Source organism: Streptomyces sp. NPDC059917, from assembly GCF_042730635.1.
Lineage (GTDB): Bacteria > Actinomycetota > Actinomycetes > Streptomycetales > Streptomycetaceae > Streptomyces.
In genome coordinates, this window is the sequence record NZ_JBHWLC010000003.1 from 101,229 (window position 1) to 126,424 (window position 25,196).

The 25,196-nt window shown below is 74.2% G+C and carries 29 protein-coding genes and 1 pseudogene; 16 read left to right on the forward strand and 14 right to left on the reverse strand.

The window, feature by feature from the left end; genetic code table 11:
• Positions 1-139 precede the first annotated feature (139 nt).
• Positions 140-466 carry a DUF6968 family protein gene (locus tag ACFWAR_RS02685; RefSeq protein ID WP_385772458.1) on the forward strand — a complete coding sequence of 109 codons (327 nt, stop codon included), beginning with the start codon at positions 140-142 and terminating at the stop codon, positions 464-466.
• Positions 467-468: 2 nt separating this feature from the next.
• On the opposite strand, the gene ACFWAR_RS02690 is transcribed toward ACFWAR_RS02685, so the two are convergent.
• Positions 469-1,488 (reverse strand): aldo/keto reductase family oxidoreductase, encoded by a 1,020-nt coding sequence (locus ACFWAR_RS02690; protein WP_385772459.1) that lies wholly within the window; start codon positions 1,486-1,488, stop codon positions 469-471.
• 10 nt (positions 1,489-1,498) lie between these two features.
• A complete protein-coding gene (locus ACFWAR_RS02695) occupies positions 1,499-2,995 on the reverse strand; it encodes a hypothetical protein (protein WP_385772460.1) in 1,497 nt (498 codons plus the stop codon).
• Between the two features lie 209 nt (positions 2,996-3,204).
• Here ACFWAR_RS02695 and ACFWAR_RS02700 point away from each other — a divergent pair, with 209 nt between their 5' ends.
• Positions 3,205-3,954, forward strand: coding sequence for a GntR family transcriptional regulator (locus tag ACFWAR_RS02700; RefSeq protein WP_385772461.1), 750 nt, complete (start codon positions 3,205-3,207; stop codon positions 3,952-3,954).
• Here ACFWAR_RS02700 and ACFWAR_RS02705 read toward each other — a convergent pair.
• From ACFWAR_RS02705 to ACFWAR_RS02715, 3 genes are all read right to left on the reverse strand, one after another.
• Positions 3,947-4,258 (reverse strand): cupin domain-containing protein, encoded by a 312-nt coding sequence (locus ACFWAR_RS02705; RefSeq protein WP_385772462.1) that lies wholly within the window; start codon positions 4,256-4,258, stop codon positions 3,947-3,949. The two genes, ACFWAR_RS02700 and ACFWAR_RS02705, sit on opposite strands and share 8 nt — an antisense overlap.
• Before the next feature lie 140 nt (positions 4,259-4,398).
• Complete coding sequence (gene aroA / locus ACFWAR_RS02710; protein ID WP_385772463.1) at positions 4,399-5,664, reverse strand: 3-phosphoshikimate 1-carboxyvinyltransferase; 1,266 nt, start codon at positions 5,662-5,664, stop codon at positions 4,399-4,401.
• A gap of 121 nt (positions 5,665-5,785) precedes the next feature.
• The gene (locus ACFWAR_RS02715) at positions 5,786-6,421 is read right to left on the reverse strand and encodes an alpha-ketoglutarate-dependent dioxygenase AlkB (protein ID WP_385772464.1); all 636 of its coding nucleotides are present in this window, start codon (positions 6,419-6,421) and stop codon (positions 5,786-5,788) included.
• A gap of 128 nt (positions 6,422-6,549) precedes the next feature.
• Here ACFWAR_RS02715 and ACFWAR_RS02720 point away from each other — a divergent pair, with 128 nt between their 5' ends.
• Positions 6,550-7,170, forward strand: coding sequence for an L-threonylcarbamoyladenylate synthase (locus ACFWAR_RS02720; RefSeq protein WP_385772465.1), 621 nt, complete (start codon positions 6,550-6,552; stop codon positions 7,168-7,170).
• A 42-nt stretch (positions 7,171-7,212) separates the two neighbouring features.
• Here ACFWAR_RS02720 and ACFWAR_RS02725 read toward each other — a convergent pair whose 3' ends face one another.
• Positions 7,213-7,824: a TetR family transcriptional regulator gene (locus ACFWAR_RS02725; RefSeq protein WP_385772466.1), complete on the reverse strand. Its 612-nt coding sequence runs from the start codon at positions 7,822-7,824 to the stop codon at positions 7,213-7,215.
• The gene (locus ACFWAR_RS02730) at positions 7,821-9,365 is read right to left on the reverse strand and encodes an MFS transporter (protein ID WP_385772467.1); all 1,545 of its coding nucleotides are present in this window, start codon (positions 9,363-9,365) and stop codon (positions 7,821-7,823) included. The genes ACFWAR_RS02725 and ACFWAR_RS02730 overlap by 4 nt, the downstream gene beginning before the upstream one ends.
• A 262-nt stretch (positions 9,366-9,627) precedes the next feature.
• Here ACFWAR_RS02730 and ACFWAR_RS02735 point away from each other — a divergent pair, with 262 nt between their 5' ends.
• The 4 genes from ACFWAR_RS02735 (at position 9,628) to ACFWAR_RS02750 (ending at position 12,630) form a co-directional block, all read left to right on the forward strand.
• Positions 9,628-10,068 (forward strand): ribonuclease domain-containing protein, encoded by a 441-nt coding sequence (locus ACFWAR_RS02735; protein WP_385772468.1) that lies wholly within the window; start codon positions 9,628-9,630, stop codon positions 10,066-10,068.
• 86 nt (positions 10,069-10,154) lie between these two features.
• Positions 10,155-11,387 carry a sensor histidine kinase gene (locus ACFWAR_RS02740; RefSeq protein ID WP_385772469.1) on the forward strand — a complete coding sequence of 411 codons (1,233 nt, stop codon included), beginning with the start codon at positions 10,155-10,157 and terminating at the stop codon, positions 11,385-11,387.
• Positions 11,388-11,434: 47 nt separating this feature from the next.
• A complete protein-coding gene (locus ACFWAR_RS02745; protein ID WP_385772470.1) occupies positions 11,435-12,145 on the forward strand; it encodes a response regulator in 711 nt (236 codons plus the stop codon).
• Positions 12,146-12,315: 170 nt separating this feature from the next.
• Positions 12,316-12,630, forward strand: coding sequence for an SHOCT domain-containing protein (locus tag ACFWAR_RS02750; protein WP_385772579.1), 315 nt, complete (start codon positions 12,316-12,318; stop codon positions 12,628-12,630).
• Between the two features lie 97 nt (positions 12,631-12,727).
• Here ACFWAR_RS02750 and ACFWAR_RS02755 read toward each other — a convergent pair whose 3' ends face one another.
• Entirely contained in the window at positions 12,728-13,675 is a 948-nt protein-coding gene (locus ACFWAR_RS02755) for a tellurite resistance/C4-dicarboxylate transporter family protein (protein WP_385772471.1), read from the reverse strand.
• A gap of 213 nt (positions 13,676-13,888) precedes the next feature.
• Here ACFWAR_RS02755 and ACFWAR_RS02760 point away from each other — a divergent pair, with 213 nt between their 5' ends.
• Entirely contained in the window at positions 13,889-14,986 is a 1,098-nt protein-coding gene (locus tag ACFWAR_RS02760; RefSeq protein WP_385772472.1) for an AI-2E family transporter, read from the forward strand.
• Between the two features lie 27 nt (positions 14,987-15,013).
• Here ACFWAR_RS02760 and ACFWAR_RS02765 read toward each other — a convergent pair whose 3' ends face one another.
• Complete coding sequence (locus tag ACFWAR_RS02765) at positions 15,014-16,123, reverse strand: alpha/beta hydrolase (RefSeq protein WP_385772473.1); 1,110 nt, start codon at positions 16,121-16,123, stop codon at positions 15,014-15,016.
• A gap of 255 nt (positions 16,124-16,378) precedes the next feature.
• Between ACFWAR_RS02765 and ACFWAR_RS02770 the strand changes: the two genes are divergently transcribed.
• The 3 genes from ACFWAR_RS02770 to ACFWAR_RS02780 are packed head-to-tail and all read left to right on the forward strand — an operon-like array spanning position 16,379 to position 18,095.
• Positions 16,379-16,807: a hypothetical protein gene (locus tag ACFWAR_RS02770; RefSeq protein WP_385772474.1), complete on the forward strand. Its 429-nt coding sequence runs from the start codon at positions 16,379-16,381 to the stop codon at positions 16,805-16,807.
• The gene (locus ACFWAR_RS02775; RefSeq protein WP_385772475.1) at positions 16,801-17,097 is read left to right on the forward strand and encodes a helix-turn-helix transcriptional regulator; all 297 of its coding nucleotides are present in this window, start codon (positions 16,801-16,803) and stop codon (positions 17,095-17,097) included. The genes ACFWAR_RS02770 and ACFWAR_RS02775 overlap by 7 nt, the downstream gene beginning before the upstream one ends.
• Complete coding sequence (locus ACFWAR_RS02780; protein ID WP_385772476.1) at positions 17,094-18,095, forward strand: NAD(P)-dependent alcohol dehydrogenase; 1,002 nt, start codon at positions 17,094-17,096, stop codon at positions 18,093-18,095. Before ACFWAR_RS02775 ends, ACFWAR_RS02780 begins: the two co-directional genes overlap by 4 nt.
• A gap of 29 nt (positions 18,096-18,124) precedes the next feature.
• Here ACFWAR_RS02780 and ACFWAR_RS02785 read toward each other — a convergent pair whose 3' ends face one another.
• The 3 genes and pseudogenes from ACFWAR_RS02785 to ACFWAR_RS02795 form a co-directional block, all read right to left on the reverse strand.
• A complete protein-coding gene (locus ACFWAR_RS02785) occupies positions 18,125-18,340 on the reverse strand; it encodes a hypothetical protein (protein WP_385772477.1) in 216 nt (71 codons plus the stop codon).
• A gap of 23 nt (positions 18,341-18,363) precedes the next feature.
• Positions 18,364-18,489: pseudogene (locus ACFWAR_RS02790) on the reverse strand (PH domain-containing protein); the annotation flags it as partial.
• A gap of 99 nt (positions 18,490-18,588) precedes the next feature.
• Positions 18,589-19,170: a TetR family transcriptional regulator gene (locus tag ACFWAR_RS02795; protein ID WP_385772478.1), complete on the reverse strand. Its 582-nt coding sequence runs from the start codon at positions 19,168-19,170 to the stop codon at positions 18,589-18,591.
• Positions 19,171-19,296: 126 nt separating this feature from the next.
• On the opposite strand from ACFWAR_RS02795, the gene ACFWAR_RS02800 reads away from it, so the two are divergent.
• The gene (locus tag ACFWAR_RS02800) at positions 19,297-19,608 is read left to right on the forward strand and encodes a hypothetical protein (protein ID WP_385772479.1); all 312 of its coding nucleotides are present in this window, start codon (positions 19,297-19,299) and stop codon (positions 19,606-19,608) included.
• An 87-nt stretch (positions 19,609-19,695) separates the two neighbouring features.
• Entirely contained in the window at positions 19,696-20,196 is a 501-nt protein-coding gene (locus ACFWAR_RS02805) for a hypothetical protein (protein ID WP_385772480.1), read from the forward strand.
• A gap of 57 nt (positions 20,197-20,253) precedes the next feature.
• Here the strand turns inward: ACFWAR_RS02805 and ACFWAR_RS02810 are convergent, their stop codons facing one another.
• A complete protein-coding gene (locus ACFWAR_RS02810; protein WP_385772481.1) occupies positions 20,254-20,736 on the reverse strand; it encodes a hypothetical protein in 483 nt (160 codons plus the stop codon).
• A 365-nt stretch (positions 20,737-21,101) separates the two neighbouring features.
• A complete protein-coding gene (locus ACFWAR_RS02815; RefSeq protein ID WP_385772482.1) occupies positions 21,102-22,715 on the reverse strand; it encodes a phospholipase in 1,614 nt (537 codons plus the stop codon).
• A gap of 258 nt (positions 22,716-22,973) precedes the next feature.
• Between ACFWAR_RS02815 and ACFWAR_RS02820 the strand changes: the two genes are divergently transcribed.
• The 3 genes from ACFWAR_RS02820 to ACFWAR_RS02830 all read left to right on the forward strand — a co-directional run bounded on the left by ACFWAR_RS02820 (position 22,974) and on the right by ACFWAR_RS02830 (position 25,055).
• Positions 22,974-23,396 (forward strand): peptidoglycan-binding protein, encoded by a 423-nt coding sequence (locus tag ACFWAR_RS02820; RefSeq protein ID WP_385772483.1) that lies wholly within the window; start codon positions 22,974-22,976, stop codon positions 23,394-23,396.
• A gap of 204 nt (positions 23,397-23,600) precedes the next feature.
• Positions 23,601-23,789, forward strand: coding sequence for a DUF6381 family protein (locus ACFWAR_RS02825; protein WP_385772484.1), 189 nt, complete (start codon positions 23,601-23,603; stop codon positions 23,787-23,789).
• A 105-nt stretch (positions 23,790-23,894) separates the two neighbouring features.
• A complete protein-coding gene (locus tag ACFWAR_RS02830; RefSeq protein ID WP_385772485.1) occupies positions 23,895-25,055 on the forward strand; it encodes a serine hydrolase domain-containing protein in 1,161 nt (386 codons plus the stop codon).
• Positions 25,056-25,196 lie beyond the last annotated feature (141 nt).

Below are 25,196 nucleotides of genomic sequence, written 5' to 3' on the forward strand. Positions count from 1 at the left end.
GGAAACCATATATCCGGTTTGTCGGGAGACGGGCCGCGGCCCGGGGGGCCCGCGGCCGCCCGCCCCGACCCCGAGCACCTCCAGACATACCTCCGGGCTCCGCGAACCGACGGCCCGGATGCGGATCACAGGAGCGACCATGCCCGACAGCGACACCCTCGGCCCCGTCATCGCCCACCGCACGCTGGAGGCGGTGCCCGAGAGCGGCGCGCCCTTCACCGTCTCGCTCCAGCTCGGCGCCCCGCGCCCGGAGGGCGATCCCGACGGGGACTGGATCTGCCCCTGCCGGATCGAGGGGATCGACGATTCGATCGTCTACGAGATCCACGGCGTGGACGGCCTACAGGCCGCCAGCATCGCCATGAGCGTCCTGCAGAGCCAGCTCGAACACGCGGCGCGTGCGGGCGGGCTCACCTTCACCTGGGGCGGCGAGAGCGGCCTCACCGCCGCGCAGACGTCCCCTTAGCGCTACGGCAGCGGGGCGCCCCGGGCCGTGAGCCACAGGTCGTACCACTCGTCGTGGGAGAGGTCGGGCTCCCGTCGCGCGGCGTCGCGGCAGGCACGGATCCGCTCCGGGCGCCCCGTGCCCACGACCGGGGCGATCCGGGCCGGGTGGCGTTGCAGCCACCAGAGCACGACGGTCTCCGGCGTGGTGCCCTTCGCCTCGGCGAGCGCGCGGACGAGGCGCGCCGTCGCGTGCTGCTCCTCGGTCTCCTGCCGCCCGGTGAAACGGCCCTGGGCCAGGGCGCCCCACGCCTGGAGGCGGACGTCGTGGGCCCGGCAGTACTCGAGCGTCCCGGTGGGGAAGCCGTTCCCCGCGGCGGCGGCGGTGTTGACGAGGACGCCGTCCTCCACCCAGTCGCGCCGGTCCAGACTCATCTCCAGCTGGTTGACGACGAGGGGGAAGTCGAGGTGGGCCTGGAGGGCGGCGATCTGAGCGGCGCTCATGTTCGACACGCCGAAGCCGCGGACGAGTCCCTGCCGTCGGAGCGAGGTGAGCGCCCCGGCGACCTCCTCGGCGTCGGCCAGGGGGTCGGGGCGGTGCAGGAGCAGGACGTCGATGACGTCGGTGCGCAGGCGGCCGAGGCTCTCCTCGACGCGCTGCCGGATGGTCGCGGCGCGCAGGTCGTAGCGGCCGGGGCGGTCCCCGTCGGCCAGCCGGATGCCGCACTTGGTCTGGAGGGTGACGCGTTCGCGCAGGCCCGGCGTGCGGCTCAGCACCTCGCCGAAGACGGCTTCCGCCTTCCCCCGGCTGTAGATGTCGGCGTGGTCGAAGACGCTGATCCCGCTCTCCAGCGCCGCTTCGATCACCGCCTCGGCCTGGTCGACGTCCGCGGGGCGGTAGGGGTCCGGGCCCCAACTGCCGCCGAGCGCCATGCATCCGTAGACGACCCGGGCGGTGTCCACGCCGTCGGGAGCGCCGTCCTGTCGCGGCTCTCCGTCCGGTGCGGCTCCCGCGACTCCTGTGACCCCTGCGTTCTGCGACATGCCGCCCACCCTACGTCCGCCCGCCCCCGCGTCGGCCCGGGCGCGGGTCCCCCTGCGCCGCGGGTGCCTCCCGGTCGTCGGGGGCGGCCTCCGCGAGGGTCCGCTCGATCGCGTCCAGGCCGTGGATCAGGTCCTGGTTGAGCGCGTCGTCGGCGGCGAAGTCGCGGGTCATGTCGACGTAGTAGCCCTCGGGCAGGGTCGATTCGGCCAGGGAGAGGTCGGCCTCGAGGTGCCGCAACCGGCCGATGGACAGCCGGACCGGCGGCTCGACCCGCGCCAACGCGCGGTAGAGGGCGCCGTCGTCGGGCGCGCCGGACGGGGACAGGGTGCGCAGCGCCCCGGCGAGGGCTCCGGCGCGGAACTCCGCCAGGGCGACGGCCAGCTCGATGCCCCCGTAGGAGACCTCGATCGAGCCGGGCTCGTCGTGCGCGAGCCATGACGCGAGGCCGCCCGCCCGGCGCGGGGCCGCGGCGCCGGGTCCGGACACCGCGTCGAAGGCGGCGCGGGCCCTGGTGACGTCCCGGGTCAGCGCGTCGGCGAAGGCCCGGGCGTCGACGGCGGGGAAGTCGACCCCGGAGTCCCGGTACCAGGAGGCCTCGGCGTCCTTGCGGAACCGGTCGGTGTGGAAGGCGAAGAGCGCGCCCAGGCGTACGGCGGCCAGCTCGGCCGCGGGCAGGTGGCCGCGCACGGCGGCCCGGTGGGCCCCGTCGCACCCGGCCAGTCGCGCGGCGTAGGCGCGCAGCGGCGCCTCGACCTCGCGGCCGGGTCCCGGAGCACGGGTGGGGGCGGGGGCGGGTGGAGCGGGGGCGGCCCAGCGCGGGACCGGGAGCCGCGGGTCGAGCCCCCAGGCCCCGGGGAAACCCGCGCCGCCGCGGCCCGCGAGTTCGGCCAACCCCGCGTCCAGGTCGAGGACGCCGTCGAGCGCGGCGGCCAGCTCGTCCAGCGCGGCGGCGAGCCGGGCGGTCAGCGCGTCCTCGGTCGGTTCCCCCAGCAGCCGCGCCACGGACCGCAGGGTCCGATGGACCTTGCCCGTCGGCAGGAGCAGCTCGTAGCCGATCGCGCCCGGTGCGCACCCGACCGTCGTCAGCGCGATCACCCGGCGGCGGCGCGGTTCGAGACCGGCCAACCGGTCGGCGAGGGCCCGCCATCCGCCGTGGGCCGCCGCCTCCCGCGCCGCGGGGGCCATCGGCCCACCGGCCGGGGGCGCGGACCCGGCCGCCCCGGCCGGGTCCGGGGGCGCCGGTCGCTCCAGTCCCGCGAGGGCGACCCGGTGGGTCCACGCCCGCAACTCCCCCGCGCGGTCACGGCCGGGGGCGGGGCCGTCCGGCGGCTCCGGTGCGGCGGCGTCGACGGCCGTCCACTCCCCGGCCGCGGCCATCGCGTCCTGGGCGAGCCGCGCGGCGGCGTCCGGGGCGGCGCCCCGCACCAGCAGGAACGCGACGAGCCGTGCGGTGTGCGTGCGGTAGAAGCGGGCGAACTCCGCCGCCGTGCCGTGGTCCGTGTCCACCACTGTCCTGCCCCCTCGCGCTCCGGGACCGGGGCCGCGAGCGGGCCCGGGTCGAGGCCGCCACCACGCTATCCCCGGGGCGGCGCCCTGGGTTCCGTTCCGGCCAAACCCGTTCGGTTGCCGAACACCTACTCACCGAAAGGTATAGACCACTGCTACGTTGGTTCAGCAGACCGCGCAGTCCTTGACCACCCGTCCGAGGAGAAGCCATGCCCTCCCCTTCGCGGGGTGACGGCCCCGCCGTCATGCCCAAGTACCAGCGGATCGCGGCAGCGCTGCGGCAGGAACTGGAGCGCACCGCCCGCACCCCCGGCGCCAAGCTGCCCTCCGAGCGCGTCCTGGCCGCCCGCTACCAGGTGAACCGCCAGACCGTCCGCGCCGCCCTGCAACACCTGCGCGAGGACGGCCTGATCGTGACCGGCCGCCGCGGCACCCGGTCGGTGACGGCGGTCCAACCGCCCGCCCGCCCCGCGCGCCGGACGCCTCCCGCCGCCCCGAGCCAGAACTGGCTGACGCACGTCACCGTGGCGCCCTCGCTCGCCGCCCTGCTCTCCATGGGCGGCGGCGAACGCACCCTGGTGCACCACCACCGCACCCTCGGCCCCTCGGGCGAGACCCTGCACCACGCCGTGACGTACCTCTGTCCGGCCGTCGTCGCCGGGACCCCGGAGCTGGCGGGCTACCGCGACCGGGCGGCCACCGCGCCCCGCGACGAGGACCTGGGGCCGCTGCACCGGTGGTTGGAGCACATCGCGACGACCGCCCGGACCGCCGAGACGATCACGATGACCCGCACCACGCACCCGTCGGCCGCCACCGCGGCCAGCGGCCTGTCCGTGCGCCGCACCCTGCACGACGCCGCGGGGCTGCTGTTGACGGTCACCGACCTCGCGTACCCCACGTGGGACCGCCTGACCTTCCACCGCGACCTCCCGACCCCGGGCTTCCGCATCAGCTGAGGCCCGCGCCGGTCTCGACGATCACGAGGGTGCCCCGGCTGCCGGGGCGGACCGCGTGGGGCGTGCCGGCCGGGACCACGTAGACCTCGCCGGGCGCCACCGTCACCGAGCGGCCGTCGACGTCGAGCGCGAGGTGCCCGTCGAGGACGAGCAGGGCTTCGGGCTCCTCGTGACGCTCCACCTCGACGGGCAGCCCGTCCATCCGCAGGACCTTCACGCGGGCGGCGCCCACCTCCCCGACGACGCGTGAACTCCACGCGTCGTCGAGGTCCGTCGCGGTGTCGATCAGGTTGATCAGGCTCACGGCACACTTCTCCCATCGGCCCGGCCGGGTCACCGGCCGTTCCCGTCGAGGTCGTTGGATGTCCTCGACGCTATCCGCGACGGACCGGCCGCCGGTCGACCGTAGGGCAAAGGATCCGGGCGCTCCCCCGCGGCGGCCGCCTACCCCCGCCCGGGCGCTTCGGCCCAGCCCGCGCGGAGCGCCGCGAAGGCGGTGTGGAACTCCGGGAAGGTCTTGCGCACGCAACCGGGGTCGTCGAAGGTGATGCCGGGCGTGCGCAGCGCGGTCACGGCGAAGGACATCACCATCCGGTGGTCCCCGTGGGTGGTGATCCGTGCGGGCCGGGGTGCGCCCGGGCTGATCTCGATCCAGTCCCGCCCGGTGGCGACGTCGATGCCCAGGCTCCGCAGGTTCTGCGCGCAGGCCTCCAAGCGGTCGCACTCCTTGACCCGGGTGTTGTAGACGTCCTCGATGCGCACAGGTCCCGAGGCGAAGGGCGCGATGGCCGCCAGCGTGGGCATCGTGTCGGAGATGTCCCGCATGTTGACGCTCAGGCCGCGCAGTTCACCGGTGCCGGTCACGGTCGTCCGGTCGCCCGTCATCCGCACGGCGGCGCCCATGCGCTCCAGGACCTCGACGAAGCGCAGGTCTCCCTGGAGGGCGTCGCGGCCGAGGCCGGGCACGGTGACCTCCCGGCCGGTGAGGGCGGCCGCCGCGAAGAAGTAGCTCGCGGTCGAGGCGTCCGGCTCGACGGGGTAGGCGGCGGCCCGGTACCCGCCGGGCGGCACGGTGTAGATCCGGCCCCCGTCGGTGCCCTCGCGCCCGACCTCCACCCCGAAGGCCCGCATCATGGTGGTGGTGATGTCGACGTACGGCTCCGAGACCAGCCGGGTGACGGTGATCCGCAGGCCCGCCTCCGTCAGCGGGCCGAGCATCAGCAGGGCGGTCAGGTACTGCGAGGACTCCCCGGCGTCCAGGGTGAGTTCGCCGCCCTTGACCCCTCGCGCGGTGACGGTCAGCGGGTGGTGCCCCTCGACGTCGCCGTGCCGTACGGCGACCCCCAGCTCCCGCAGCGCCCGGGTCAGCGGGGCCACGGGGCGGCGGCGCATCTGGGCGGAGGCGTCGAAGCGGTACTCGCCCCGGGCGGCGGCGGCCACCAGCGTGGGCAGGAACCGGGCGGTGGTGGCGCCGTCGCGGCAGTACACGTCGGCCTCGGCCGACGCCGGTCCGTTGGGGCGCCCCTCGATGGTCCAGGCCCCCGGCTGCCGTTCGACGCGGTAGCCCAGGGCCGTCAGGCCCTCCGCGAAGCCTTCGGTGTCGTCCGAGTGCAGCGGGCGCAGCAGTGTGGTGGTCCCCTCGGCTGCGGCGGCGAGGAACAGCGCCCTCGCGGTGATGGACTTGGAGCCGGGGACGTCGACGTTCGTCACGGGAGCCTCTCGGGTGCGGGAACCGGTGCGGTGTGGTGCTCGTGGTGATGATCCTGCCCGCCCCGGCGCCCCGGCGAGGGGGGCTTCCACCCGTTGGACGCGAGCACCCGCCCCGACGCCGTCACCGCACCCCGCGGGTGCGGAACTGGATGCTGATCCGGGGGCCGACGGCGCGGGCGGTCTTCGGGATCGCGTGCTCCATCGTCCGCTGGCAGGAACCGCCCATGACCACGAGGTCGCCGTGGCCCAGGGGCAGCCGCAGCAGGGTCGCACCGCCGTCGCGGGGGCGGACCGCGAGGTCCCGCGGGTCGCCGACGGAGACGATCGCGACCATGGTGTCCTCGGTCGCGGAGCGCCCGTTGCGGTCCCCGTGCCAGGCGACGCTGTCGCGACCGTCCCGGTAGAGGCACAGACCGGCGGTGACGAAGGGTTCGCCGAGCTCGGTGGCGTAGTACCGGCCCAGCGCCTCCCGGGCCGCGACGAGCACGGGGTGGGGCAGCGGGTCGTCGGCCCGGTAGAAGGCGAGCAGCCGCGGCACCTCCACCTCGCGGTCGTACATCTGCCGCCGCTCGGCCTTCCAGGGCACGTCGGCGGCCAGCCGTTCGAACAGGGCGTCCGCCCCGGTCAGCCAACCGGGCAGGTGGTCGACCCAGGCTCCGGCCCCGAGCACGGTGCGCCGCAGGCCGGCGAGCGGGCCGAGCGCCGTTTCGTCGCTCTGGTCGAAGAGGGAACCCTGGAGTCCGTGGAGGCCGCGCATGTGTCGAGCGTACCGCGCGATCCGAACATCTGCTCGATTTACTCCGTCCCGCACGGGCGGGGACCCGAACGCACGGCCACCGGCGCTCAGCGGGGTGCGGGGCGCCGCTGATCACGTACGCTCGGCGGATGGCGAAGTATTTCGATGTACACCCCGAAAACCCCCAGCAGCGCACGATCAGCAGCGTCGCCGACGGCATCCGCGCGGGCCAGCTCGTCGCGTACCCCACGGACTCCTGCTACGCGCTGGGCGTCCAGCTGGGCAACCAGGCCGGCGTCGGTCGGATCCGTTCGATCCGCCAGCTCGACGACCGCCACCACTTCACCCTGGTGTGCCAGAACTTCGCGCAGCTGGGCCAGTTCGTCTACGTCGACAACGACGTCTTCCGCGCGATCAAGGCGGCCACTCCGGGCAGCTACACCTTCATCCTCCCGGCGACGAAGGAGGTGCCGCGCCAGCTCCAGCACCCCAAGAAGAAGACGGTCGGTGTCCGCATCCCCGACCACGTCGTCACCCAGGCGCTGCTCGCCGAACTCGGCGAGCCGCTGCTGTCGAGCACGCTGCTCCTGCCGGACGAGCCCGATCCGATGACCCAGGGTTGGGAGATCAAGGACCGTCTCGACCACGTCGTCGACATCGTCGTCGACTCGGGCGAGTGCGGGACGCAGCCGACCACGGTCATCGACTTCTCCAGCGGCGAGGCGGAGATCGTGCGCCGCGGAGCGGGCGACCCCAGCCGCTTCGAGTGAGCGGGAGGGCGGCGGGCCCGGGCGCCACGCCGGGCCCGACCGTCAGGCCCCGCCGTCGATCAGCCGCTGGAGTCCGGGCGCGTACAGCTCCGCGAGCCGCTCCGGCGGCGTACGGGCGCCCGCGCCGTCGGGTCGGTGCAGGCTCAGGGTGGCGCCCAGCCCCAGCAGTTGACCGGCGATCAGCTCGGCGCGCAGCTCCCGGTCCCGACCGGCGAGGGAGTCGGCCAGTCGGCCGGTGACCTGCTCGCGGAAGCGCTCGCGCAGCAGGGTGCGCTCGTCGTCGTTCCCGAGGGAGAAGACCACCCGCAGCAGCGGGTCGCCGCGCAGCTCGTCGCGCAGCCGGACCATGGTCAGGACGAGGTGGCGGCCGAGCGCGTCCGGGGCCCCGGCGAAGAGGGCGTCCGCGGCCGGGCGGAAATCGGCGACCGTGTTGAACAGGCGCTCCTTGCTGCCGAACCGTTTGACGATCAGCGACGGGCTGACCCCCGCGTCGGCGGCGATGCCGCGCAGGGTGACCTCGGCGTACGGGCGCAGGGTGAAGGCGCGGCGGGCGGCCCGCACGATGGCGTCACGACCGGTCCCCGCCCCGGCGCCCTCCCCCTCGCCGTCGGCCCCCGCGACGGGCGCGGTGACGGGGTCCTCGATCGCGCTCATGTCATGGTCTCCCGGGCGGCGGGCGCAGCAGTCGTCACCGCGACGTTACCCGCCGGGCCGCCGGGGCGCGCCGAGGGCAGGAAGAGGGTCACCACCAGGGCGGCCAGCGCGGCGCCGGCCGCGATGAGGAAGATCAGCAGGTAGGCGTGCAGGGTGGGGGCGCTGCGCCCGCCGACGGTGAAGGTGACGTGCGCCAGTACCGCGGCCACCACCGCGCTGCAGCACGCCTGACCGACCGAACGCATCAGGGTGTTCAGCCCGTTCGCGGCGCCGGTCTCGCTCACCGGCACGGCCCGCATGACCAGCGCCGGGAGCGCGGAGTACGCGATCGCGGTGCCGGAGGCGACGACCGTGGCGCCGGCCACGATCAGCCCGAGGCTGTGGCTGGTGAAGAAGCGGACGACGTATCCGAGCGCCATCACGGCGGCGGCCAGGGCGAGGGCCGTCCGGGGGCCGTACGCGGCGGAGATCCGCGCCGAGACGGGGGACAGGGCCACCATCGCCAGGCCGCCGGGCAGCAGGCACATTCCGCTGACCACGATGGAGGCGCCCAGGCCGTAGCCCGTGCTCGTGGGCTCCTGCACCATCTGGGCGGTGACCAGGGAGTTCGCGTAGAAGGCGAAGCCGATGAGCAGTCCGGCCACGTTGGTCAGCAGCACCGCCGGTCGGGCCGAGACCCGCAGGTCGACCATCGGGGAAGCGGTCCGCAGCTCGTAGCGCCCCCACAGCAGCCCGACCAGCAGCGAGCCGCCGAGCAGCCCGAGCGTGCGCGCCGAGGCCCAGCCCCAGTCCGCCCCCTGGGTGATCGCGAGCAGCGCCCCCACCAGGGTGACGGCGAGCCCGAGGGTACCGATGACGTCGAAGCGGCCCGGTGTGCGCAGGGGGGATTCCGGCACGAAGCACAGGACGAGGACGACGTCGAGCACGCCCAGGGCGGCGGAGGCCCAGAACATGGTGTGCCAGTCGAAGTTCTCGACGACGACGGCCGCCACGGGGAGCCCTATCGCGGCGCCGATGCCGAGGGTCGAGCTCATGAGGGCGATGGACGGCAGGATCCGCTCGGCCGGGAGTTCGTCGCGGATGATGCTGATGCCGAGCGGGATGACGGCGAGCGCGGCCCCCTGGAGGGCGCGGCCCGCGATCAGGACGCCGATGGCGGAGGTGAGCGCGCACAGCACGGATCCGGCGGAGAGCACGCCGAGCGAGGCGAGGAGCACGCGCCGCTTCCCGTACATGTCACCGGCACGACCGAGTACGGGCGTGAAGACCGCCCCGGTCAGCAGGGTGATCGTGACGAGCCAACCGGCCGCGCCGGGCGTCGCCCCGGTGAGGTCGGGGACGTGCGGGAGGAGCGGCACCACCAGGGTCTGCATCACCGCGACGACCGCGCCGCAGAAGGCGAGCACGGGGACGGTCAGGCGCGAGACGGACCGGAGGTCCGGCGCCGACGCGGACGCGGACGCCGACGCGGACGCGGACGCGGACGCGGGATCGGATGCGAGGGCGGGTTCGGGCTCGGGCTCGGGCTGCACGGCGGGCATGGGGCTCCAGACACTGGTCCCCGAAGCGGGGGGGTGCACAAGCGTTCACCCCCCACGGTAAACGCTTGTGCACCCCTCCGTCTCCCCCCGCGTCCGGCAGCGACCCGCTCCCCGCGGTCCGACGGTCAGGGCTCGCCGGGTGTCCTCCCGCCGAAGCTCCGGGGACACTTGCCCTCCGACCGTCGACCCGCCGGTGAACAGGCCTGGAAATCAAGGGAGTTGATGTTGACGACGGTATCCGCGCGAGCGCCACGATGGGCGCATGAGAATCCCCCCGCGCCTGGCCGCCCTCGGTGGCGTCACCGCCGCCTGCCTCGCCCTGCTCGTCGCGCCGACCGCCTCGGCCGTCGCCACCGCGTCGCCCGCGTCCCTCGGGTCCACCGCGCCCGGCTCCGTATCCGCCGCCCCCGTCACGGCGGTGGGCACCGTCTGCTACTCGGCCCTGCCGTCCCAGGCCCACCACACCCTCGACCTCATCGACGCGGGCGGTCCCTTCCCGTACTCCCAGGACGGTGTCGTCTTCCAGAACCGGGAGCGGCTGCTGCCCGGCCACGCCACCGGGTACTACCACGAGTACACGGTCGTCACCCCGGGCTCGCCGACCCGCGGCGCCCGCCGGATCATCACCGGACAGCAGACGGACGAGGACTACTACACCGCGGACCACTACGCGAGCTTCCGCCTCGTCACGTTCACCTGCTGACGTACCGCGCGTACTACGCGGGGAGTACGCCCGCCCGCACCGCCCGGCGGACGACGCGGGGCGGTGCGGCCCTCTAGCGTGGCCGCATGGAGGAACGGCGGGAGCGCGGGACGCGGCGGGAGCGCGGGGCACGGCGGACCGGGACCCGGACGCGGCCCGGTCCGCCCTGGCGCACCGCCCTGCTGGTCGCCGTGGTCGCGCAGGTGGGCACGGGCTGGGTGCAGCACCTGCAACCGGACCGGGAGCCACTGGGGTGGCCCGGCCGGATCCTGCTGGTCCTCGGTCCGCTCCTGCTCGTCCTGCGCCGCCGCTACCCGGCCGCCGTGGTGGGCGGGGTCTGCGCGGTCACGCTCGGCTACCTGGCGGGCGGGTACCCCTACGGTCCGGTCTTCTTCGGCGTGGCCGTCGCCTGCCTGTCCGCCGTGGTCGCCGGGCGCCGGTACGCCGCCTGGGCCTCCGTCGGGCTGCTCTGGGCGGGGCACCTGGCGATCGCGCACTGGCTCTACCGGTGGCTGCCGCCCGCCGGGGACGGGCCCGCCCCGTGGGCGGCCGAGGGCCCGGTGATCGCCTGGGCACTCGCCCTGCTCGCCGCGTCCGAGGTGGTGCGCGTGCGCCGGGAGCAGCGGGCCCGCGAACGGGCCGAACGGGCGGTCGCCGAGCGGCGCCGGGCGGACGAGGAGCGGCTGCGGATCGCCCGCGAACTGCACGACGTACTGGCCCACAGCATCTCCGTGATCAACGTGCAGGCGGGGGTGGGGCTGGCGCTGTTGGACTCCGATCCCGAGCAGGCCCGTACCGCGCTGCGCACCATCAAGGCCGCCAGCAAGGAGGCCCTGGGCGAGGTCCGCCAGGTACTGGACACCCTGCGCGCCCCGGGCGCGGCGCCCCGTGCGCCCGCTCCCGGACTCGACCGGCTGCCCGAACTCTTCGCCCAGGCAGCGTCCGCCGGGCTCACGGTCTCCCTGGAGGGCGCCGCGGACGGTCGCGGCCTGTCACCGGGCACGGACCTGGCCGCGTTCCGGATCGTCCAGGAGGCGCTGACGAACGTGGTGCGGCATTCCGGTTCCCGCACGGCGCGGGTCCGCGTCACCCGCCCGCCCGGCGCCCTGGAGCTCCGGATCGACGACGACGGACCGGCCACGGGCGGGAACCCGGGCGGCAGCGGCAACGGGCTGACCGGCATGCGCGAACGGGCCGCGGACCGGGGCGGCTCCATCGAGGCCGGACCGCGACCGGACGGCGGCTTCCGGGTCGTGGCCCGGCTGCCCCGGGACACCGGTGCGGACCCGGGAGCGGACCCGGACGGGGCGCGGGCGTGAGCGGCGACGTCACGGGAGGCGGGCGCCCGAGCCGTAGCCTGGGGCCCATGAACGGGATGAGCGCGGACCACCCACCGCCCCCTCCGGTGCGGGTGCTGCTCGCCGACGACCAACAGCTCGTACGGGCCGGTTTCCGGGCGCTGCTCGACGCGCAGCCCGACATCGAGGTGGCCGGCGAGGCGTCCGACGGGGCCGAGGCCGTCGCCATGGCGCGCGCCCTGCGCCCCGACATCGCCCTGATGGACATCCGGATGCCGGTGCTCGACGGACTGGCCGCCACCCGTGCGATCACCGGGGATCCCGCGCTGGCCGCCGTCAAGGTGGTCATGCTGACCACCTTCGAGCTGGACGAGTACGTCTTCGAGGCGATCCGCGGCGGGGCCTGCGGGTTCCTGGTCAAGGACACCGAGCCGGAGGAACTGCTGCGCGCCGTACGGTCGGTGGTGGCGGGCGACGCCCTGCTCTCCCCCGGCGTGACGCGCCGTCTGATCGCGGAGTTCGCGGCCCGCTCGAAGGCTCCGCAGGACCCGGCCGCGGCCGGGGAACTGCACCGGCTGACCCAACGGGAGCGCGAGGTGGTGGCCCTGGTGGGCATGGGGCTCTCCAACGAGGAGATCGCCCGCCGCCTGGTGGTCAGTCCGCTGACGGCCAAGACGCACGTCAGCCGGGCGATGGTGAAGGTGGGCGCCCGCGACCGGGCACAACTGGTCGTCCTGGCCTACGAGTCGGGGCTGGTCCGGCCCGGCTGGCTCGGCTGACCCGGACCCGGCGCCGTCCCGACCCCTCGCCTCCGGCGGGCGTCGTTCGGCCCGCCCGGGTACTCCCCCGGGGGTACGCGCGGTGCCGCCGGGGGTACGACGACCGGAGCGCCCTCCCGGGGCGAGGCTCGGGGTGACGGATCAACCCCCTTCCGAGGAGCGCAGTCGTGATGAACACCCTGGCGTACGACGGGCCCGGCCCGTGGATCCTGTTCTTCCCGCTGATCTGGGCGGCCGTGATCTTCACCGTGGTCACGGTGCTGCGCCGCACCGTCTGGCGCGGGCGGCGCGGTGGCCGTGCCCCCTGGGCGGCCGCCGCTCGTGTCCCCTACGGCGAGAACTCCCCCATCGTGATCATCGGCCGGCGGTTCGCCACCGGCGAGATCGACGAGGACGAGTACTGGCGTCGGCTGTCGGTCCTGGACGAGCAGTTCGGCCGGGCCGGTGTCGAGGGCCCCGGGCGCGCCCGCGACATGTCCCTCTGACCGGCCGGGCCGCCCGGCCCGAGCGCCCGGCCCGGCCGGTGGTCCGGTGCACCGACGAGGTGCGCCGGACCCGCGGCGCGGGGACCGGCGGCGCCGATCAGCGGTCGCGCCCGACCCCGGGGTGGGTCCTGACCAGGGCCGTGAAGGTCAGCAGCCAGGCCGCCAGCGCGATCCAGAGCAGGATCTCGCCGAGCGGGCGCAGCCACCCCACGCCGGTCGGACCGGCCGCCGAGAGGCAGGACGCGGCGGTCATGCCGAGCGGGAACACGGTGGCCCAGCGCCGGATGTCGTAGCGCGGGCGCGGCCGCAGCGCTTCGGCGGCCAGCAGGACGACGTACCAGCCGAGCGAGAGGGCGAGCGTCACCACGGTGGCGGTACGCAGGGCGGCGTGCGCCCCGCCTCCCCATACGGGTGACGCCGTGAGCGCGGAACCGGCGAGGGCGCAGATGGCGAGCGCGCCGCCCGCCACCCACTGGTCGCCCGCGCCGTGCAGCACCTCGCGGAAGTCGAACCGCACCAGGGCCTCGACGTACAGGAGCAGCCCGAGGCAGAACGCGCCGAGCGCCGCCCGCGCGAGCCAGTCCCGGCCGCTGTCGGCGGCGACCACGGCCGCCAGGACGGCCACTCCCTGGGTGGCGACGCAGACGAGGAAACCCACCCCGCTCTCGCCCCGGCGCCGGTGGCGCAGGACCGCGAGCATCAGCCCCGGCCAGAGCAGCACGGCCAGCGCCAACAGGGCGGCGGCGGCCGGTCGCCAGCCCAGCGTGGACAGCCGGGCGCCGAGCACCGTGGTGGCGGCGACGGCGGTGAGCGCCGCCGGAGTGTCGGCCTCGGACCGGAAGCGGCCGCGGTCGGCGAGCAGCCGGATCGCGAAGTCGGCGGCGAGTACGCACCACAGGGCTCCGGCGACGGCCAGCGCGACGAGCGACGCCGCGCCGTGGCCGGTCAGGCGCAGGCCGACCGAGATGATGCCCGCGGCCATGACGGCGGCGCCCGCCGCCGGGGGCAGGTCGGCCCACCAGCGGGCACCGGGTGCGCGGTTCACCCTTCCAGCGGACACCGCGGCCGTGCGGCGCGCGAGCGTAGGGGGCCATTGGGGCCAACGGCCGGACCCGCCCGTGAGGCGGCGGCGGGGCGGCGGCCCTTTGATGACCTCATGGCGGATCACCGGCAGCGGCAGCCCCCCGCGTCCCCGCGCGGCACGGCGCGCTCGACGCGCACATCCCGCCGTGCCGCCGGACGGCGCGGGCGGCCGCGGATGTCCGCGCTGCCCGCGCGGTACCGGACCTACCCGGCGGGGGCGGCGCGCGTGTCGCCCGTGCTGCGCACGGCCGCCGCCTACGCGTGGCGGCTGCTGGTCGTGGCCGCCGTGGCCTACGGCGTCTTCGTGGTGCTCGGGCGCTTCCACGAGATCGGGCTCGCCGTCTTCCTCGGGCTCGTCGCGACGGCGCTCCTGCGACCGCCGACCGACCTGCTGGCCCGGTGGATACCGCGGCCGCTGGCGGTGGCCTGCGCCCTGATCGGCTCCATCGTGCTGGTCCTCGGCGCGCTGGCGTTCGTCGGCGAGACGGTGGCCAGCCAGTGGACCGATCTGATCGCGGAGTTCCGGGACGGGCTGGCACGGATCGAACCGTGGTTGGAGCGGGCACCGTTCCGGCTGGATCCGCACGCGCTCAGCGACCTGCAGGCCCGGATCGGTTCGTACCTCTCCAGCCATCGCTCCACGCTGCTCGACACCGCCGTGACCGGCGCGGGGAGGCTGGTGCAGGCGCTGACGGTGATCGCCCTGGCCCTCTTCTGCTCGGTCTTCTTCATCCACTCGGGCGACCGGCAGTGGGCGTGGTTCTGCGCCCAGTTCCCGGTCGACGCGCGCCAGCGGCTCGGGGACGCGGGCCGGGCGGCGTGGCGGACCTTCACCGGGTACACCCACGGCATCGTGCTGGTGGCCGCCACCAACGCCGTGCTGGTGTGCGTCGCGCTGCTCCTGCTGGGCGTGCCGCTCGCGGTGCCGCTCGCCCTGCTGGAGTTCTTCGCCGCCTTCATCCCGCTGATCGGGTCGCCGGTGGCGCTGGCCGTGGCCGCCGTCGTGGCGCTGGCCGTCAAGGGGCCGCTGGTCGCCGGACTGGTGGTCGTGCTGATCGTGGTCATCGGCCAGATCGAGGGGCACCTGCTGCATCCGCTGGTGATGAGCTGGGCCGTGAGCCTGCACCCGGTGGTGGTGGCCCTGTCGGTGATCGCGGGGGCCATCGCCGCGGGGGTGGTGGGCGCGGTGGTGGCGGTGCCGCTGGTCTCGGTCCTGTGGTCGGTCCGCCAGACCCTCCGCGCCTCCGCCTCGGGCTCCGGCCCCGGCCCCTGATCCGGGGCAGGGGCCGGAGGCGCGGGGTCACTTGCCCAGACGGGCGCCCATCCACTCCATCGCCGGCGGGATCTCCCGGCGCCAGGTGTTGAAGCCGTGCCCGCCGCTGTCGAGGGTGATCGACGAGACGTTCGCGCGGTCCTTCGCCTTCTCGACGAACTCCCGCGTCGGCTTGAGGTTCGACTCGCCGATGAGCGAGGTGGTGACCAGGAAGGAGGACTTGCCCTTCGGCAGCTTCTCCAGGTTCGTCATCAGGTCGGAACGCTTCTCCAGCTTCTTGTCCCCGTGGAAGAGGTCGCCGGACTGGGCGTCCACCTCGGGCTTGTAGTCGGCCGACAGGCCGATCGCCACGGAGTACGTCTCCTGGTGCTGGAGGCCCATCTTCAACGCGCAGTACCCGCCGGTGGAGTCGCCCATGATGCCCCAGTCGCGGGCCTGGGTGCCGGTCCGGTAGGCCCCCGCGATCGTCCGGGGAAGGTCGGTCCCGAAGAAGGTCTCCGTCGCCGGACCGCCCGGGATGTCGATGCACTGCGAGTTGAAGGGCACGACGGTCGGCCGCATCATCACCAGGATCGTCGGCGGCATCTTCTTCTCCTTGGCCAGCGTCCACGCCGTCCGCGGGTACTTCAGGTTGCGCACCAGGTTCTCGGCCATGCCCGGGTAGCCGGTGAGGACGACCGCCGCCGGGAACTTGCGGTGCTCGTTGCCCTTCTGGAAGTACTCCGGGGGCAGGTAGACGTACGCCTCGCCGCCCTGCCGGGACCGCTCGCCCTTCACCATGACCTTCTCGATCACCCCGGCCGACCGCGGGTCGGCGCCGCCGGGCACCTCGGGCTTCTGCCGGCCGAGGACCTTGACCGCGACGCCTCCGGGCAGGGCGTCGCCCTGCTGGGCGGCCTCCGTCTTCTGTCCGGCGAACAGGTCGCCCCACCCCGCGTACAGCAGGAAGGTCCGGTTCGCCACCAGCCCGACCGAGGCCAGCACGAGCACCTGCGCGGTGAGGATCAGGCCGACGCGGCCGAGCACGGCCCGCCAGCTGCGCCGCGCGAGCCGCGGCCACAGCCACACACCTGCCGCGAACACCAGCACCGTACCCAGCAGGATGGTCACCAGGAACGCGTTACTCATCAGACTCACGGATCAGAACTGCTCTCTGCGATGTTCCGGGCCGGACCCCCGGGTCCGGGGCGCACCGCTTCAGGTGCGCGTCAGGGTAGACAGTCACGCCGGACGATCCGTTCCACCTCGACGCCCCTCATGTCACCCGGGCGGGTCACACCTGCGCCCCGATCCGCCCGCGCGCCGCATGAAGTAAAGAAACATTGACACGAGGTCAAGCAGACCTTACGTTCATCGTGTCAAAGATGCTTTACACGGAAACGGAGGGCGCACGTGTCGTTCGAGGAGAAGCGCGCCTGGACCATGGGGCTGGTGGCAATCGCGGCGTACGCGGTGTACCTCTCCCTGGTGCTGGGCCGGGCGGGGGGCGGCTCCCCCACGGACGTGCCGTACGTCGCGCTGATGCTGTGGTCGATCGGCGGCTCGATCGCCGCGACGATCGCGGTCAACATCGCCCTGGGCATCGGCTCCCCCCGGAGCGACCGGCGCACGGACCAACGCGACCGGGAGATCAGCCGGTTCGGCGAGCACATCGGACAGTCCTTCGTCGTCATCGGCGCGGTGGCCGCGCTCCTGATGGCGATGGCCGAGCTGGACTACTTCTGGATCGCCAACGCCGTCTACCTGGCCTTCGTCCTGTCGGCGGTCCTCGGCTCCATGGCCAAGATCGCCGCCTACCGGCGGGGCTTCCAGGCATGGTGAAGCCCACGGAGGTCACCAACAGCATCCGCGCCCTGCGGTTCGCCCACGGGGAGATGACCCAGGCGGAGCTGGCGGACCGGATCGGCGTGACGCGCCAGACCGTCATCGCCATCGAGAAGGGGCGCTACTCCCCCTCGCTCCAGATGGCGTTCCAGATCGCCCGCGCCTTCCGGGTCCCGCTCGACGCGGTCTTCCAGTACCCGGACGACGACGCGTCCGGGACCGGCACGGACGCCGGAACCGACACCGACACCGACGGCACCACCGACGAGGGAAGCGAGGGGCCATGAGAGCCATCGTCCAGGACGCGTACGGCTCGGCCGACGCGATGAGGTTCGACGCAGCCGTCGAGCGGCCCGTCCCCGGCGCCGACGACGTCCTCGTCCGGGTGCGCGCGGCCGGGGTCGACGCCGGGGTCTGGCACCTGATGACGGGGACGCCGTACCTGATCCGGCTGATGGGCTACGGGCTGCGGCGCCCCAAGTACCGCATACCCGGCATGGACCTCGCGGGCACGGTGGAGGCGGTCGGCGCGAACGTGACGCGCTTGCGGCCGGGCGACGAGGTGTTCGGCATGGGCAAGGGCGCCTTCGCCGAGTACGCCTGCGCGCCGCAGGCCAAACTCGCCCTGAAGCCGACCTCCTTGAGCTTCGAGCAGGCCGCCGCGCTGCCGGTGTCCGGGCTCACCGCCCTCCAGGCCCTGCGCGACAGCGGGGGCCTCCGGGCAGGGCAGAAGGTGCTGGTCATCGGGGCCTCCGGAGGCGTGGGGTCGTACGCCGTCCAGCTCGCCAAGGCGTACGGCGCCGAGGTCACCGGGGTGTGCGGGACCGCCAAGACCGACCTGGTCCGCTCGCTCGGCGCGGACCACGTGATCGACTACACGCGCACGGAGATCGGCGCGGGGACGGGCACGGGCGCGGCGGGCGGGGCGCCGGACCGCTACGACCTCGTCCTCGACATCGCGGGCGGCAGGCCCGTGGCCCGGCTGCGGCGGCTCCTCACGCCCCGGGGGACGCTCGTCCTGGTGGGCAACGAGGCCGGGGGCCGCTGGTCGGGCGGGATGGGCCGACTGCTCCGGGCCGTGCTGCTGTCCCCCTTCGTCGGCCAGCGACTGCGCCCGATGGCCGCGGCGGAGCGGTACGAGGACCTCGACGTGCTCGCCGGTTTCGTCGGGGACGGCCGACTGACACCGGCCCTGGACCGGACGTACCCGCTGAGCGAGGCACCCGAGGCCGTGCGGAGCCTGTCGGAGCACCGCGTGCGCGGCAAGTCCGTCGTCACCGTCTGACGCGGGCGCCGACGCCGGGCCGGTCCGGGTCAGAGGTGGATGTACCCGCTGCCGACCCCGGCGATGGTGAGTCCCACGACCGCGGCCATGACCAGGACGACGGACATGACCGTGATCACGGTGACGCCCTCCCAACCGGCGAGGAACCGGCGCGACGCGCCGAGGTCGGCCTCCGCGGGGATGCCGTGCGCGAACCCCGGCGGGGCCGGAAAACCGGCGGCCGCCCGCCGGTCGGCCAGGAACACGCGCAGGAGACGGAGGCGTACGTGACGACGCGGACGTCATGGACCTCGGCCCAGGCGAACCGGCGCGTCCGGCCGGCGTTGCGCAGGGAGACGCCGTCCTCGTCGACGGTCGCGTGACGGTGCGGCAGCGCGTAGGCGGCCCACCCCAGGAGGCGTACCCCCCGGTCCCGCGCGGCGCGTCCGCGTCCGCGTCTCGACCATGATCGCCGACCCGGCCGGTACCCGCGGACCGTCGAGCCGTCGAGCCGTCAGGCCGTCAGGCGGCGGACCGCGTCGACCAGGGCCGCGCGCTGCGCGGCGGCGCCCCCGTCCGCGACGCCGGGGACGAGCATGCGGGAGAGCTGGGGCAGGTTGAACCAGGAGACGGTCAGCGAGATCACGCTGTGCATGATCTGGCCGGGGGCAACGCCATCGGTGACCGCCCCGGCCCGCTGCGCGGCGGCGATGGCCGCGATCTTCTCGTCGTAGTGGTCGGTGCGTTCGCACTGGGCGGCCACCCGGTCCTGGCACTGGAGCCCTTCCCAGGCCAGCAGCCGGACGAAGTGCGGGTGCCGCTGGTGGTAGTCGAAGATCCGGCCCGCATAGTCGCCGAGGTCCTCGGCCTGCTCCGGCGCCAGCGGCACCGCGGCGGCGAGTTTGCGCAGTTCCGCCTCCAGGACGGCGACGAACAGCTTCTCCTTGCCGCCGAAGTACTGGTAGATGCGCTCTTTGTTGACGCCCGCCCGGGTCGCGACGCGGGCGATCCGGGCGCCCTCGGGGCCGTGCTCGGCGAACTCCTCGACCGCGGCGTCGAGCAGGAGCTGTTTGGTGCGCGCAGTGTCCCAGGCCATGGGCCGAATCCTAGCCCATCTCCAACCTTCCGGTTGGAGATGGAATGGATCATGCGCAAGACTCCAACCAGTTGGTTGGAGATCAGGATTCCAGCCGCTCGCCGCCGCCCCGACCAGGAGAGACCCATGTCCGACACCACACCCACCCCGCCCACCACCCCGTCCGCCACCACCCCCGACCGCACCGGGCCCGCCGCCCCGGCCGGGCCCTCCGCTCACCGTCGGGCACTGATCACCTGGCTGGCCGTCTATCCCACGATCACCCTCGCCCTCGGCCTGCTCGGCCCGGTCATGACGGACCTCCCCCTGCCCCTGCGGACCCTGATCCTCACCGCGGTGGTCGTCCCCGTGGCCGCCTACGCGCTGATCCCGCTCCTCATGAAGGCCAACGCCGCCTTCGGTCGCCGCGCGGGGGGAGCCATTCGGCCAATTGCTTGACATGGGCCTGACATTTCAAGGTCCTTGTGGGACGTTCCACGGCGCGTCGGTCCACCCCCACGAGGACATGACAATGAGGAGCACATGATGAGCATCAGGAAATGGACGGGCCTGACCGCCCTGGCCGCCGCCACGGTCCTCGCCGGATCCTCGGCGGCGGTCGCCCTCGGCCCCACCGCCGATCAGCGGGCCGACGGCGTGATCGTGGTCGCGGGCAACACCTGCACCTGGACCAATGCCAAGACGAGCGCGAATCCCCCCGCCGCGCTGACGGTCGACCGCACCACCATCAACACGCCCGGCGGCAACCTGTCCTGTACGGGTGGCATCACCGCGAACCTCAACAACAACCCCGCCTTCGCCTTCGACGACGCGAGCGGCGTCGCGAGGACCGACGCGATCGACATCACCGGCAAGCAGAGCTTCATCTCCTGCCGGTACAAGGCCACCAACATCGTGTGGAACCGCGACGGCGCCACCCGCAAGTACCTCAACCAGGCCTTCACCGCGACCAAGACCTCGGGGAGCTTCCTGTGCCCCGGCTCGGTCACCACGGCGGCCGGCGGCGCCTCCATGCTGTTCCACTGAGCCCCCGCCCCACGGTGCGCCGCGTCCCCCACCCGGGGTCCGCGGCGCACCGCGCGATCAGCGCAGGTCGAAGCTGACCGAGGAGGCCTTGTCGTTCATGCCGTCACCCACGTAGGCGTTGTAGCCGTAGTACGTCTGGTGGGCGCCGCGGAAGTCCCCGTGCTCCCACAGGGTGATCGGGCAGGTGACCCCCTCGACCGAGCTGACGATGTCGTTCCAGCCCCACTTGGAGAGGCTGTTGAACTCCGGGTAGCGCCAGTTGCAGCCCACGCTGCCGCGGAAGGTGAATTCGCTGCCGCCCGAGTTGGCGTCGCTCCAGATCTTGCCGAGGTCCTTGTACTCGGCGTTCGCGCCCAACTCGGCGGCCTGCGCCCTGGTCCCGAAACAACCGCCCTGGCCGGTGTCGACGACGTAGGTGCAGAACTTCGCGGGCTTGGGCGCGGCCCCCGGGTCCGCCGCCGCCGATGCCGGAGTGACGAGCGCCGCCGTGACCGCGAACGCGGCCGCACCGAGGGCGAAAGCAGAACGAACCGTGCTCATGAATGCTCCTCAAGTAGCTCAATGGGCAAATGCCGGGCAGGGCGCCGGTCCGCCGCGGACCGCTCCGCCGATCGCGGGCCCGGCACGCGGCCTCCCGGCGCGGCACGACTCAACAAGGTGTGCCCTGCACCCGTCGAGGGCGAGCAGCTGCCCGTGGCACATTCCCTACGGCCCGCGCCGGTCGTCGCTCCGCCGCCCGGCTGGCGCGAACGGCTCGGCGAGCGGATCGACGTACCGGACCGCGAGCGGCCGGTCCTGCCGGATCCCGTTCCGCGCCCCCGCGGCGCCCCCCGACGACAGCGGGGGCATGGCCGAAGCTGTGGCCATGCCCCTGCATGTCGACCGTGGCGCCGAATGTCCTGATATCAGCGACAGATGCCCTGCTCGTAGTCGACCGTGGCGGTCGCCCTGGAGTACTGCCACTGCGGCGCGAGGAGCTGCGCGCGCAACTGCTCGGCCGCGGCGGGGCTCTCCACCACGTAGCCGAAGTCCTGGAGCCAGGCGGGGTAGAGGTTCTTCGACCCGATGTAGAAGGCGGCGTCGTCGACGGAGACGAGCTTGTGGTGCAGGGCGTACGGACGCCCGTCCGCCCAGGTCGGGTCGGCCGCGCTGCGGAAGGTGGCGAGCTGGAGTCCGGAGCACATCACGGCCTTGGCGCGGGCCTGGTCGCCGGTGACCCGCGCGAGGCGGTCGCGGAGCGTGTCGCTGATCTCGGAGAGGGACTTGATCTGCGAGTAGCCGCCGCTGCCCACGGCGCCGCGGTTGGCGGGGTCGCTCACGACGATCCGCACCTTGACGCCCGCGGCCAGGCGCGCGGCGAGGGCGTCGTACGTCCGGATGTCGTAGCGGGGCAGGGGCGGGCAGGTCGCGTTGAGGTCCTGCTGCGAGATCTCGATGTGCGCGCCCGCACTGGAGATGAGCGTGCGCAGCGCGCTCTCCTCCGGGTTGACCGTGTCGTAGTCGCGGTCGGCGTTGGTGCTGTCGTGCAGGCCGACGACGCACTTGGTGTCGGCCGCGGTGGGCAGGGTGGGCTGGAAGGACGAGGTCGGGTCGTTGCGCCGGATCCCCACGCCGAGTCCGCCGACGGCGATCACCGGGACGTCACCGCCCGCGGGCGTACGCGGCTCCGCTCGCGCCAACGCGGGCAGGCACCCGGCGCCGTTGGAGGAGGCGAACCAGACGCTGACGATGTTGCCCTTGTTCTGGCAGGTCCAGGACCACAGCTCGTCCAGGTACTTCCCCGCGGACGCGGCGGCGGGGCCGTTGAGCGCGAGGTCGACGTCGGTCACCGGGTGGGCGGTGTCGAGGTAGTCGTCCTTCCAGCCGTTGATGCCACCGGTGACGACCGACTGGCCGTCGACCACGAGGAGTTTGGAGTGGTTCCAGGACAACCCGGTCTTGGAGGTGGTCATCGAGGCGACGTTGAGCGTGACGTTCGGCGCGTCGGCGCCGAGCTTGCCCACCAGGTCGTCGCGGTACTTCGACGGCACGACGTTGAGGTGGTAGACCGGGGCCGCGCCGACGAGCACGCGGACGGTGAGCTTGTTCCCGGCCGCCGCCGAGGCCTTGAGGCCCGCGACGACGGCGTCCTGGAAGGCCCCGTTGGGAAACGGCGCCAAGGTGGATATGTCCACGGTGTGCTGGGCCCGGGAGATGTTCTCGGTCATCTTGTCGAGCAGCCGCCGGGTCCCGGGGCGCTCGGTGCAGGTGGCGTCGCCCCAGCAGCCGGGGGTCTGCAGGAGCCAGTCCCCGCCGCCCGGGGTGGACGCGTCGAGGCTGTTGCCCGCGGTGCGCTCCCACACACGGCCTTCGAGGCCGGGGCTGACCTGGCGGAGCGTGCGTTCGACGGAGTCCAGGTGCGGTGTCTCGGCGGCGGCCGCCGGGAGGGCGGGCAGCAGGGCCAGCAGGAGCGCGGGCAGGACGGGCAGCGCGACGCGGGTGAACGGCGCGGCATGACGGTGTGACGGCTGGCGGACCAATGTGGGATTCCTTGCGCGAGGGGATCGCCGGCGCCGCACGGGGGGCGACCGGCAAGATCAACTCGCGGAACGTATCAGTCCGATATGGGAAGTTGACACTCCGGATATCGGATCAGGCCATTCTCGGCATTCCGGGATCGGCGCGGGCGGGAGCGGCCCGACCGGCACCTACGCTGGCCGTCCGGTGATCGCGTCCGCTGATCACGTGCGCTGATCACGTCCGATCGGCATGTCCGACGCACGAGGAACGGGAATCCCATGAAGGCTCTTGGCCGCGCCACCGCGTCCGCCGCGCTCGCCGCGCTCGCCCTCGCCCTGCTGCCCGCCGCCGGGCTGCTCGCCGCCGGGACCGCCGCCGCGGCGCCCACCGCAACCGTCGGGGCGGCCGCCGAGGGCGGCCCGCGCACGGACTGGCCGGTGACCGGTGTGCAGTGCGGCTGGGACGTCCGCACCACGCCCCCCACCGTGCGGCAGGGCAGCCGGGGCGCGACGGTCCGCGAGGCCCAGTGCCTGCTGGACTTCTGGGGCGTGCCGGTGTCCTGGTCGGATGCCGAGGCGGAGGGCGCCTTCGGCGAGGCGACCGCCGACGCCACGCGTCGCTTCCAGCGGCAGCGCGGGCTGACCCCGGACGGGATCGTCGGCGCCGAGACCTGGGCGCAGCTGCGCATGGGCCCCTTCTAGCCCGTCTCCCTCGGACGGGTCTTTCGCGGTGCCCGACGACCCCTCCGGGGGCGCCCCGAACACCGGCGGGGCCGGGTCCGCGGTGGCCCCGCAGGGCCGGGGCCGGGCACGCTCCGTGACGCGACCCGCGTCCCGGGATGCGGACGCGCCGCACTGCTGCTTCGCTGATTGCGCCCGCTCTCCCCACCGATCCGAGGAGTGATCATGAGCGTTGCAGGCGAGCCCGGCGGCCGGGCCGGGCAGATGCGCGCCAAGGCGCAGGAACTGAACGAGGCGGCCGAGCGCGCCGCCGACCCGCAGGACCGCAAACGGCTCCAGGACAAGGCCCGGCGGCTCCAGGAGCAGAGCGAACAGGAGAGCCGCATCGACGACCCGGGCATGGACATGCGCTAGGCACGGTCCGGCGATGAGTTCGGGCGGCCCCGGGAGTCCCCCCTCCGAGGGGCCGGCCGCGGGAGCGCGCCCGGTCGGAGCATCGCGAGTGGGGAGTGTGGGGACATGACCGGTCTGCGCGGGATCCTGGAACCGCCGGTGGACGCGGGGACGCTGCCGGGCGCGGTGGCGCTGGTGGCCCGCGGGGACGCGGTCGAGGTGGCGGCCGTGGGGTCCTGCGATGCCCGGGGCGGCGCCCCGATGGCCCGGGACACCATCTTCCGCATCGCCTCGCTGACCAAGCCGATCACCGCCGCGGCGGCCCTGTTGCTGGTCGAGGAGGGCGCGCTCGCGCTGGACGCTCCGGTCACGCCCTGGCTGCCGGAGCTGGCCGACCGGGTGGTCGTCCGTACGCCGTCGGGCCCCGTCGACGACGTGGTGCCCGCGCGCCGCCCGATCACCCTGTCCGACCTGCTGACCTTCCGCGCCGGGTACGGCTTCCCGGCGGACTTCTCGCTCCCCGCGGTCGGCCTGCTCTTCAGCGAGCTGCTCCAGGGACCCCCGCAGCCGCAGCGCGTCGCGGCGCCGGACGCCTGGATCGAGGCGCTGTCCGGGATCCCGCTGCTGCACCAGCCGGGTGAGGCCTGGCTCTACAACACCTGCTCGGACATCCTGGGCGTACTGATCGCCCGCGTCGCGGGGCAGCCCCTGGCCCGTTTCCTGGACGAGCGGGTCTTCGCCCCGCTGGGCATGGTCGACACCGGGTTCGCGGTGCCGGCGGCTTCGCTGGGCCGCTTCACCGAGCAGTACCGGGCGGCCGCCGACGGGAGCGGGGCGTTGGAGCCGGTGGACGCCCGCGACGGCCAGTGGAGCCGTGAGCCGGCGTTCCCGTCCGCCGCGGGCGGGCTGGTCTCGACCGTCGACGACTGGTACGCCTTCGCGCGGATGCTCCTCGCCGGAGGGACCCTGCCAGCGGGTAGCGGCCGGCTGTTGTCGCCGGAGTCGGTGCGCATGATGACCACCGATTGGCTGACTCCGGCCCAGCGCGCCGGGGGCGAGCTGTTCCTGGAGGGGCAGGGCTGGGGCTTCGGCGGGTCGGTCGACGTGCGGGTGCGCGATCCGTGGAACGTGCCGGGCCGCTACGGCTGGGTCGGCGGCACCGGTACGGCCGCGCACCTCGTGCCGTCGACCGGCGCCGTCTCGATCCTGCTGACCCAGCTGGAGCTGGGCGGCCCGACCCCGCCGCCGCTGATGCGCGCCTTCTGGGAGTACGCGGCGAACGGCTGATCCCTCCCCCGCGCGGCCCGGCCGTCGTCCGTCAGCCGCGGGGGGGCCCCCCCCCCGCGCCGGACGCCGCCCCGGCCCCCCGGGCGGGCGGGGCCGGGGGGCGGGGGCCCGGGGGGGGCTGCGCCGGTCGGCGATGAACTC

Excerpts from the sequence above, each read along its gene's own strand:
- ACFWAR_RS02685 (WP_385772458.1), top strand. The coding sequence starts at position 140 with ATGCCCGACAGCGACACCCTCGGCCCCGTCATCGCCCACCGCACGCTG.
- ACFWAR_RS02690 (WP_385772459.1), bottom strand. The coding sequence starts at position 1,488 with ATGTCGCAGAACGCAGGGGTCACAGGAGTCGCGGGAGCCGCACCGGAC.
- ACFWAR_RS02700 (WP_385772461.1), top strand. The coding sequence starts at position 3,205 with ATGCCCTCCCCTTCGCGGGGTGACGGCCCCGCCGTCATGCCCAAGTAC.
- ACFWAR_RS02715 (WP_385772464.1), bottom strand. The coding sequence starts at position 6,421 with ATGCGCGGCCTCCACGGACTCCAGGGTTCCCTCTTCGACCAGAGCGAC.
- ACFWAR_RS02720 (WP_385772465.1), top strand. The coding sequence starts at position 6,550 with ATGGCGAAGTATTTCGATGTACACCCCGAAAACCCCCAGCAGCGCACG.
- ACFWAR_RS02725 (WP_385772466.1), bottom strand. The coding sequence starts at position 7,824 with ATGAGCGCGATCGAGGACCCCGTCACCGCGCCCGTCGCGGGGGCCGAC.
- ACFWAR_RS02730 (WP_385772467.1), bottom strand. The coding sequence starts at position 9,365 with ATGCCCGCCGTGCAGCCCGAGCCCGAGCCCGAACCCGCCCTCGCATCC.
- ACFWAR_RS02735 (WP_385772468.1), top strand. The coding sequence starts at position 9,628 with ATGAGAATCCCCCCGCGCCTGGCCGCCCTCGGTGGCGTCACCGCCGCC.
- ACFWAR_RS02740 (WP_385772469.1), top strand. The coding sequence starts at position 10,155 with ATGGAGGAACGGCGGGAGCGCGGGACGCGGCGGGAGCGCGGGGCACGG.
- ACFWAR_RS02745 (WP_385772470.1), top strand. The coding sequence starts at position 11,435 with ATGAACGGGATGAGCGCGGACCACCCACCGCCCCCTCCGGTGCGGGTG.
- ACFWAR_RS02750 (WP_385772579.1), top strand. The coding sequence starts at position 12,316 with ATGAACACCCTGGCGTACGACGGGCCCGGCCCGTGGATCCTGTTCTTC.
- ACFWAR_RS02760 (WP_385772472.1), top strand. The coding sequence starts at position 13,889 with ATGTCCGCGCTGCCCGCGCGGTACCGGACCTACCCGGCGGGGGCGGCG.
- ACFWAR_RS02775 (WP_385772475.1), top strand. The coding sequence starts at position 16,801 with ATGGTGAAGCCCACGGAGGTCACCAACAGCATCCGCGCCCTGCGGTTC.
- ACFWAR_RS02780 (WP_385772476.1), top strand. The coding sequence starts at position 17,094 with ATGAGAGCCATCGTCCAGGACGCGTACGGCTCGGCCGACGCGATGAGG.
- ACFWAR_RS02795 (WP_385772478.1), bottom strand. The coding sequence starts at position 19,170 with ATGGCCTGGGACACTGCGCGCACCAAACAGCTCCTGCTCGACGCCGCG.
- ACFWAR_RS02800 (WP_385772479.1), top strand. The coding sequence starts at position 19,297 with ATGTCCGACACCACACCCACCCCGCCCACCACCCCGTCCGCCACCACC.
- ACFWAR_RS02805 (WP_385772480.1), top strand. The coding sequence starts at position 19,696 with ATGAGCATCAGGAAATGGACGGGCCTGACCGCCCTGGCCGCCGCCACG.
- ACFWAR_RS02810 (WP_385772481.1), bottom strand. The coding sequence starts at position 20,736 with ATGAGCACGGTTCGTTCTGCTTTCGCCCTCGGTGCGGCCGCGTTCGCG.
- ACFWAR_RS02820 (WP_385772483.1), top strand. The coding sequence starts at position 22,974 with ATGAAGGCTCTTGGCCGCGCCACCGCGTCCGCCGCGCTCGCCGCGCTC.
- ACFWAR_RS02825 (WP_385772484.1), top strand. The coding sequence starts at position 23,601 with ATGAGCGTTGCAGGCGAGCCCGGCGGCCGGGCCGGGCAGATGCGCGCC.
- ACFWAR_RS02830 (WP_385772485.1), top strand. The coding sequence starts at position 23,895 with ATGACCGGTCTGCGCGGGATCCTGGAACCGCCGGTGGACGCGGGGACG.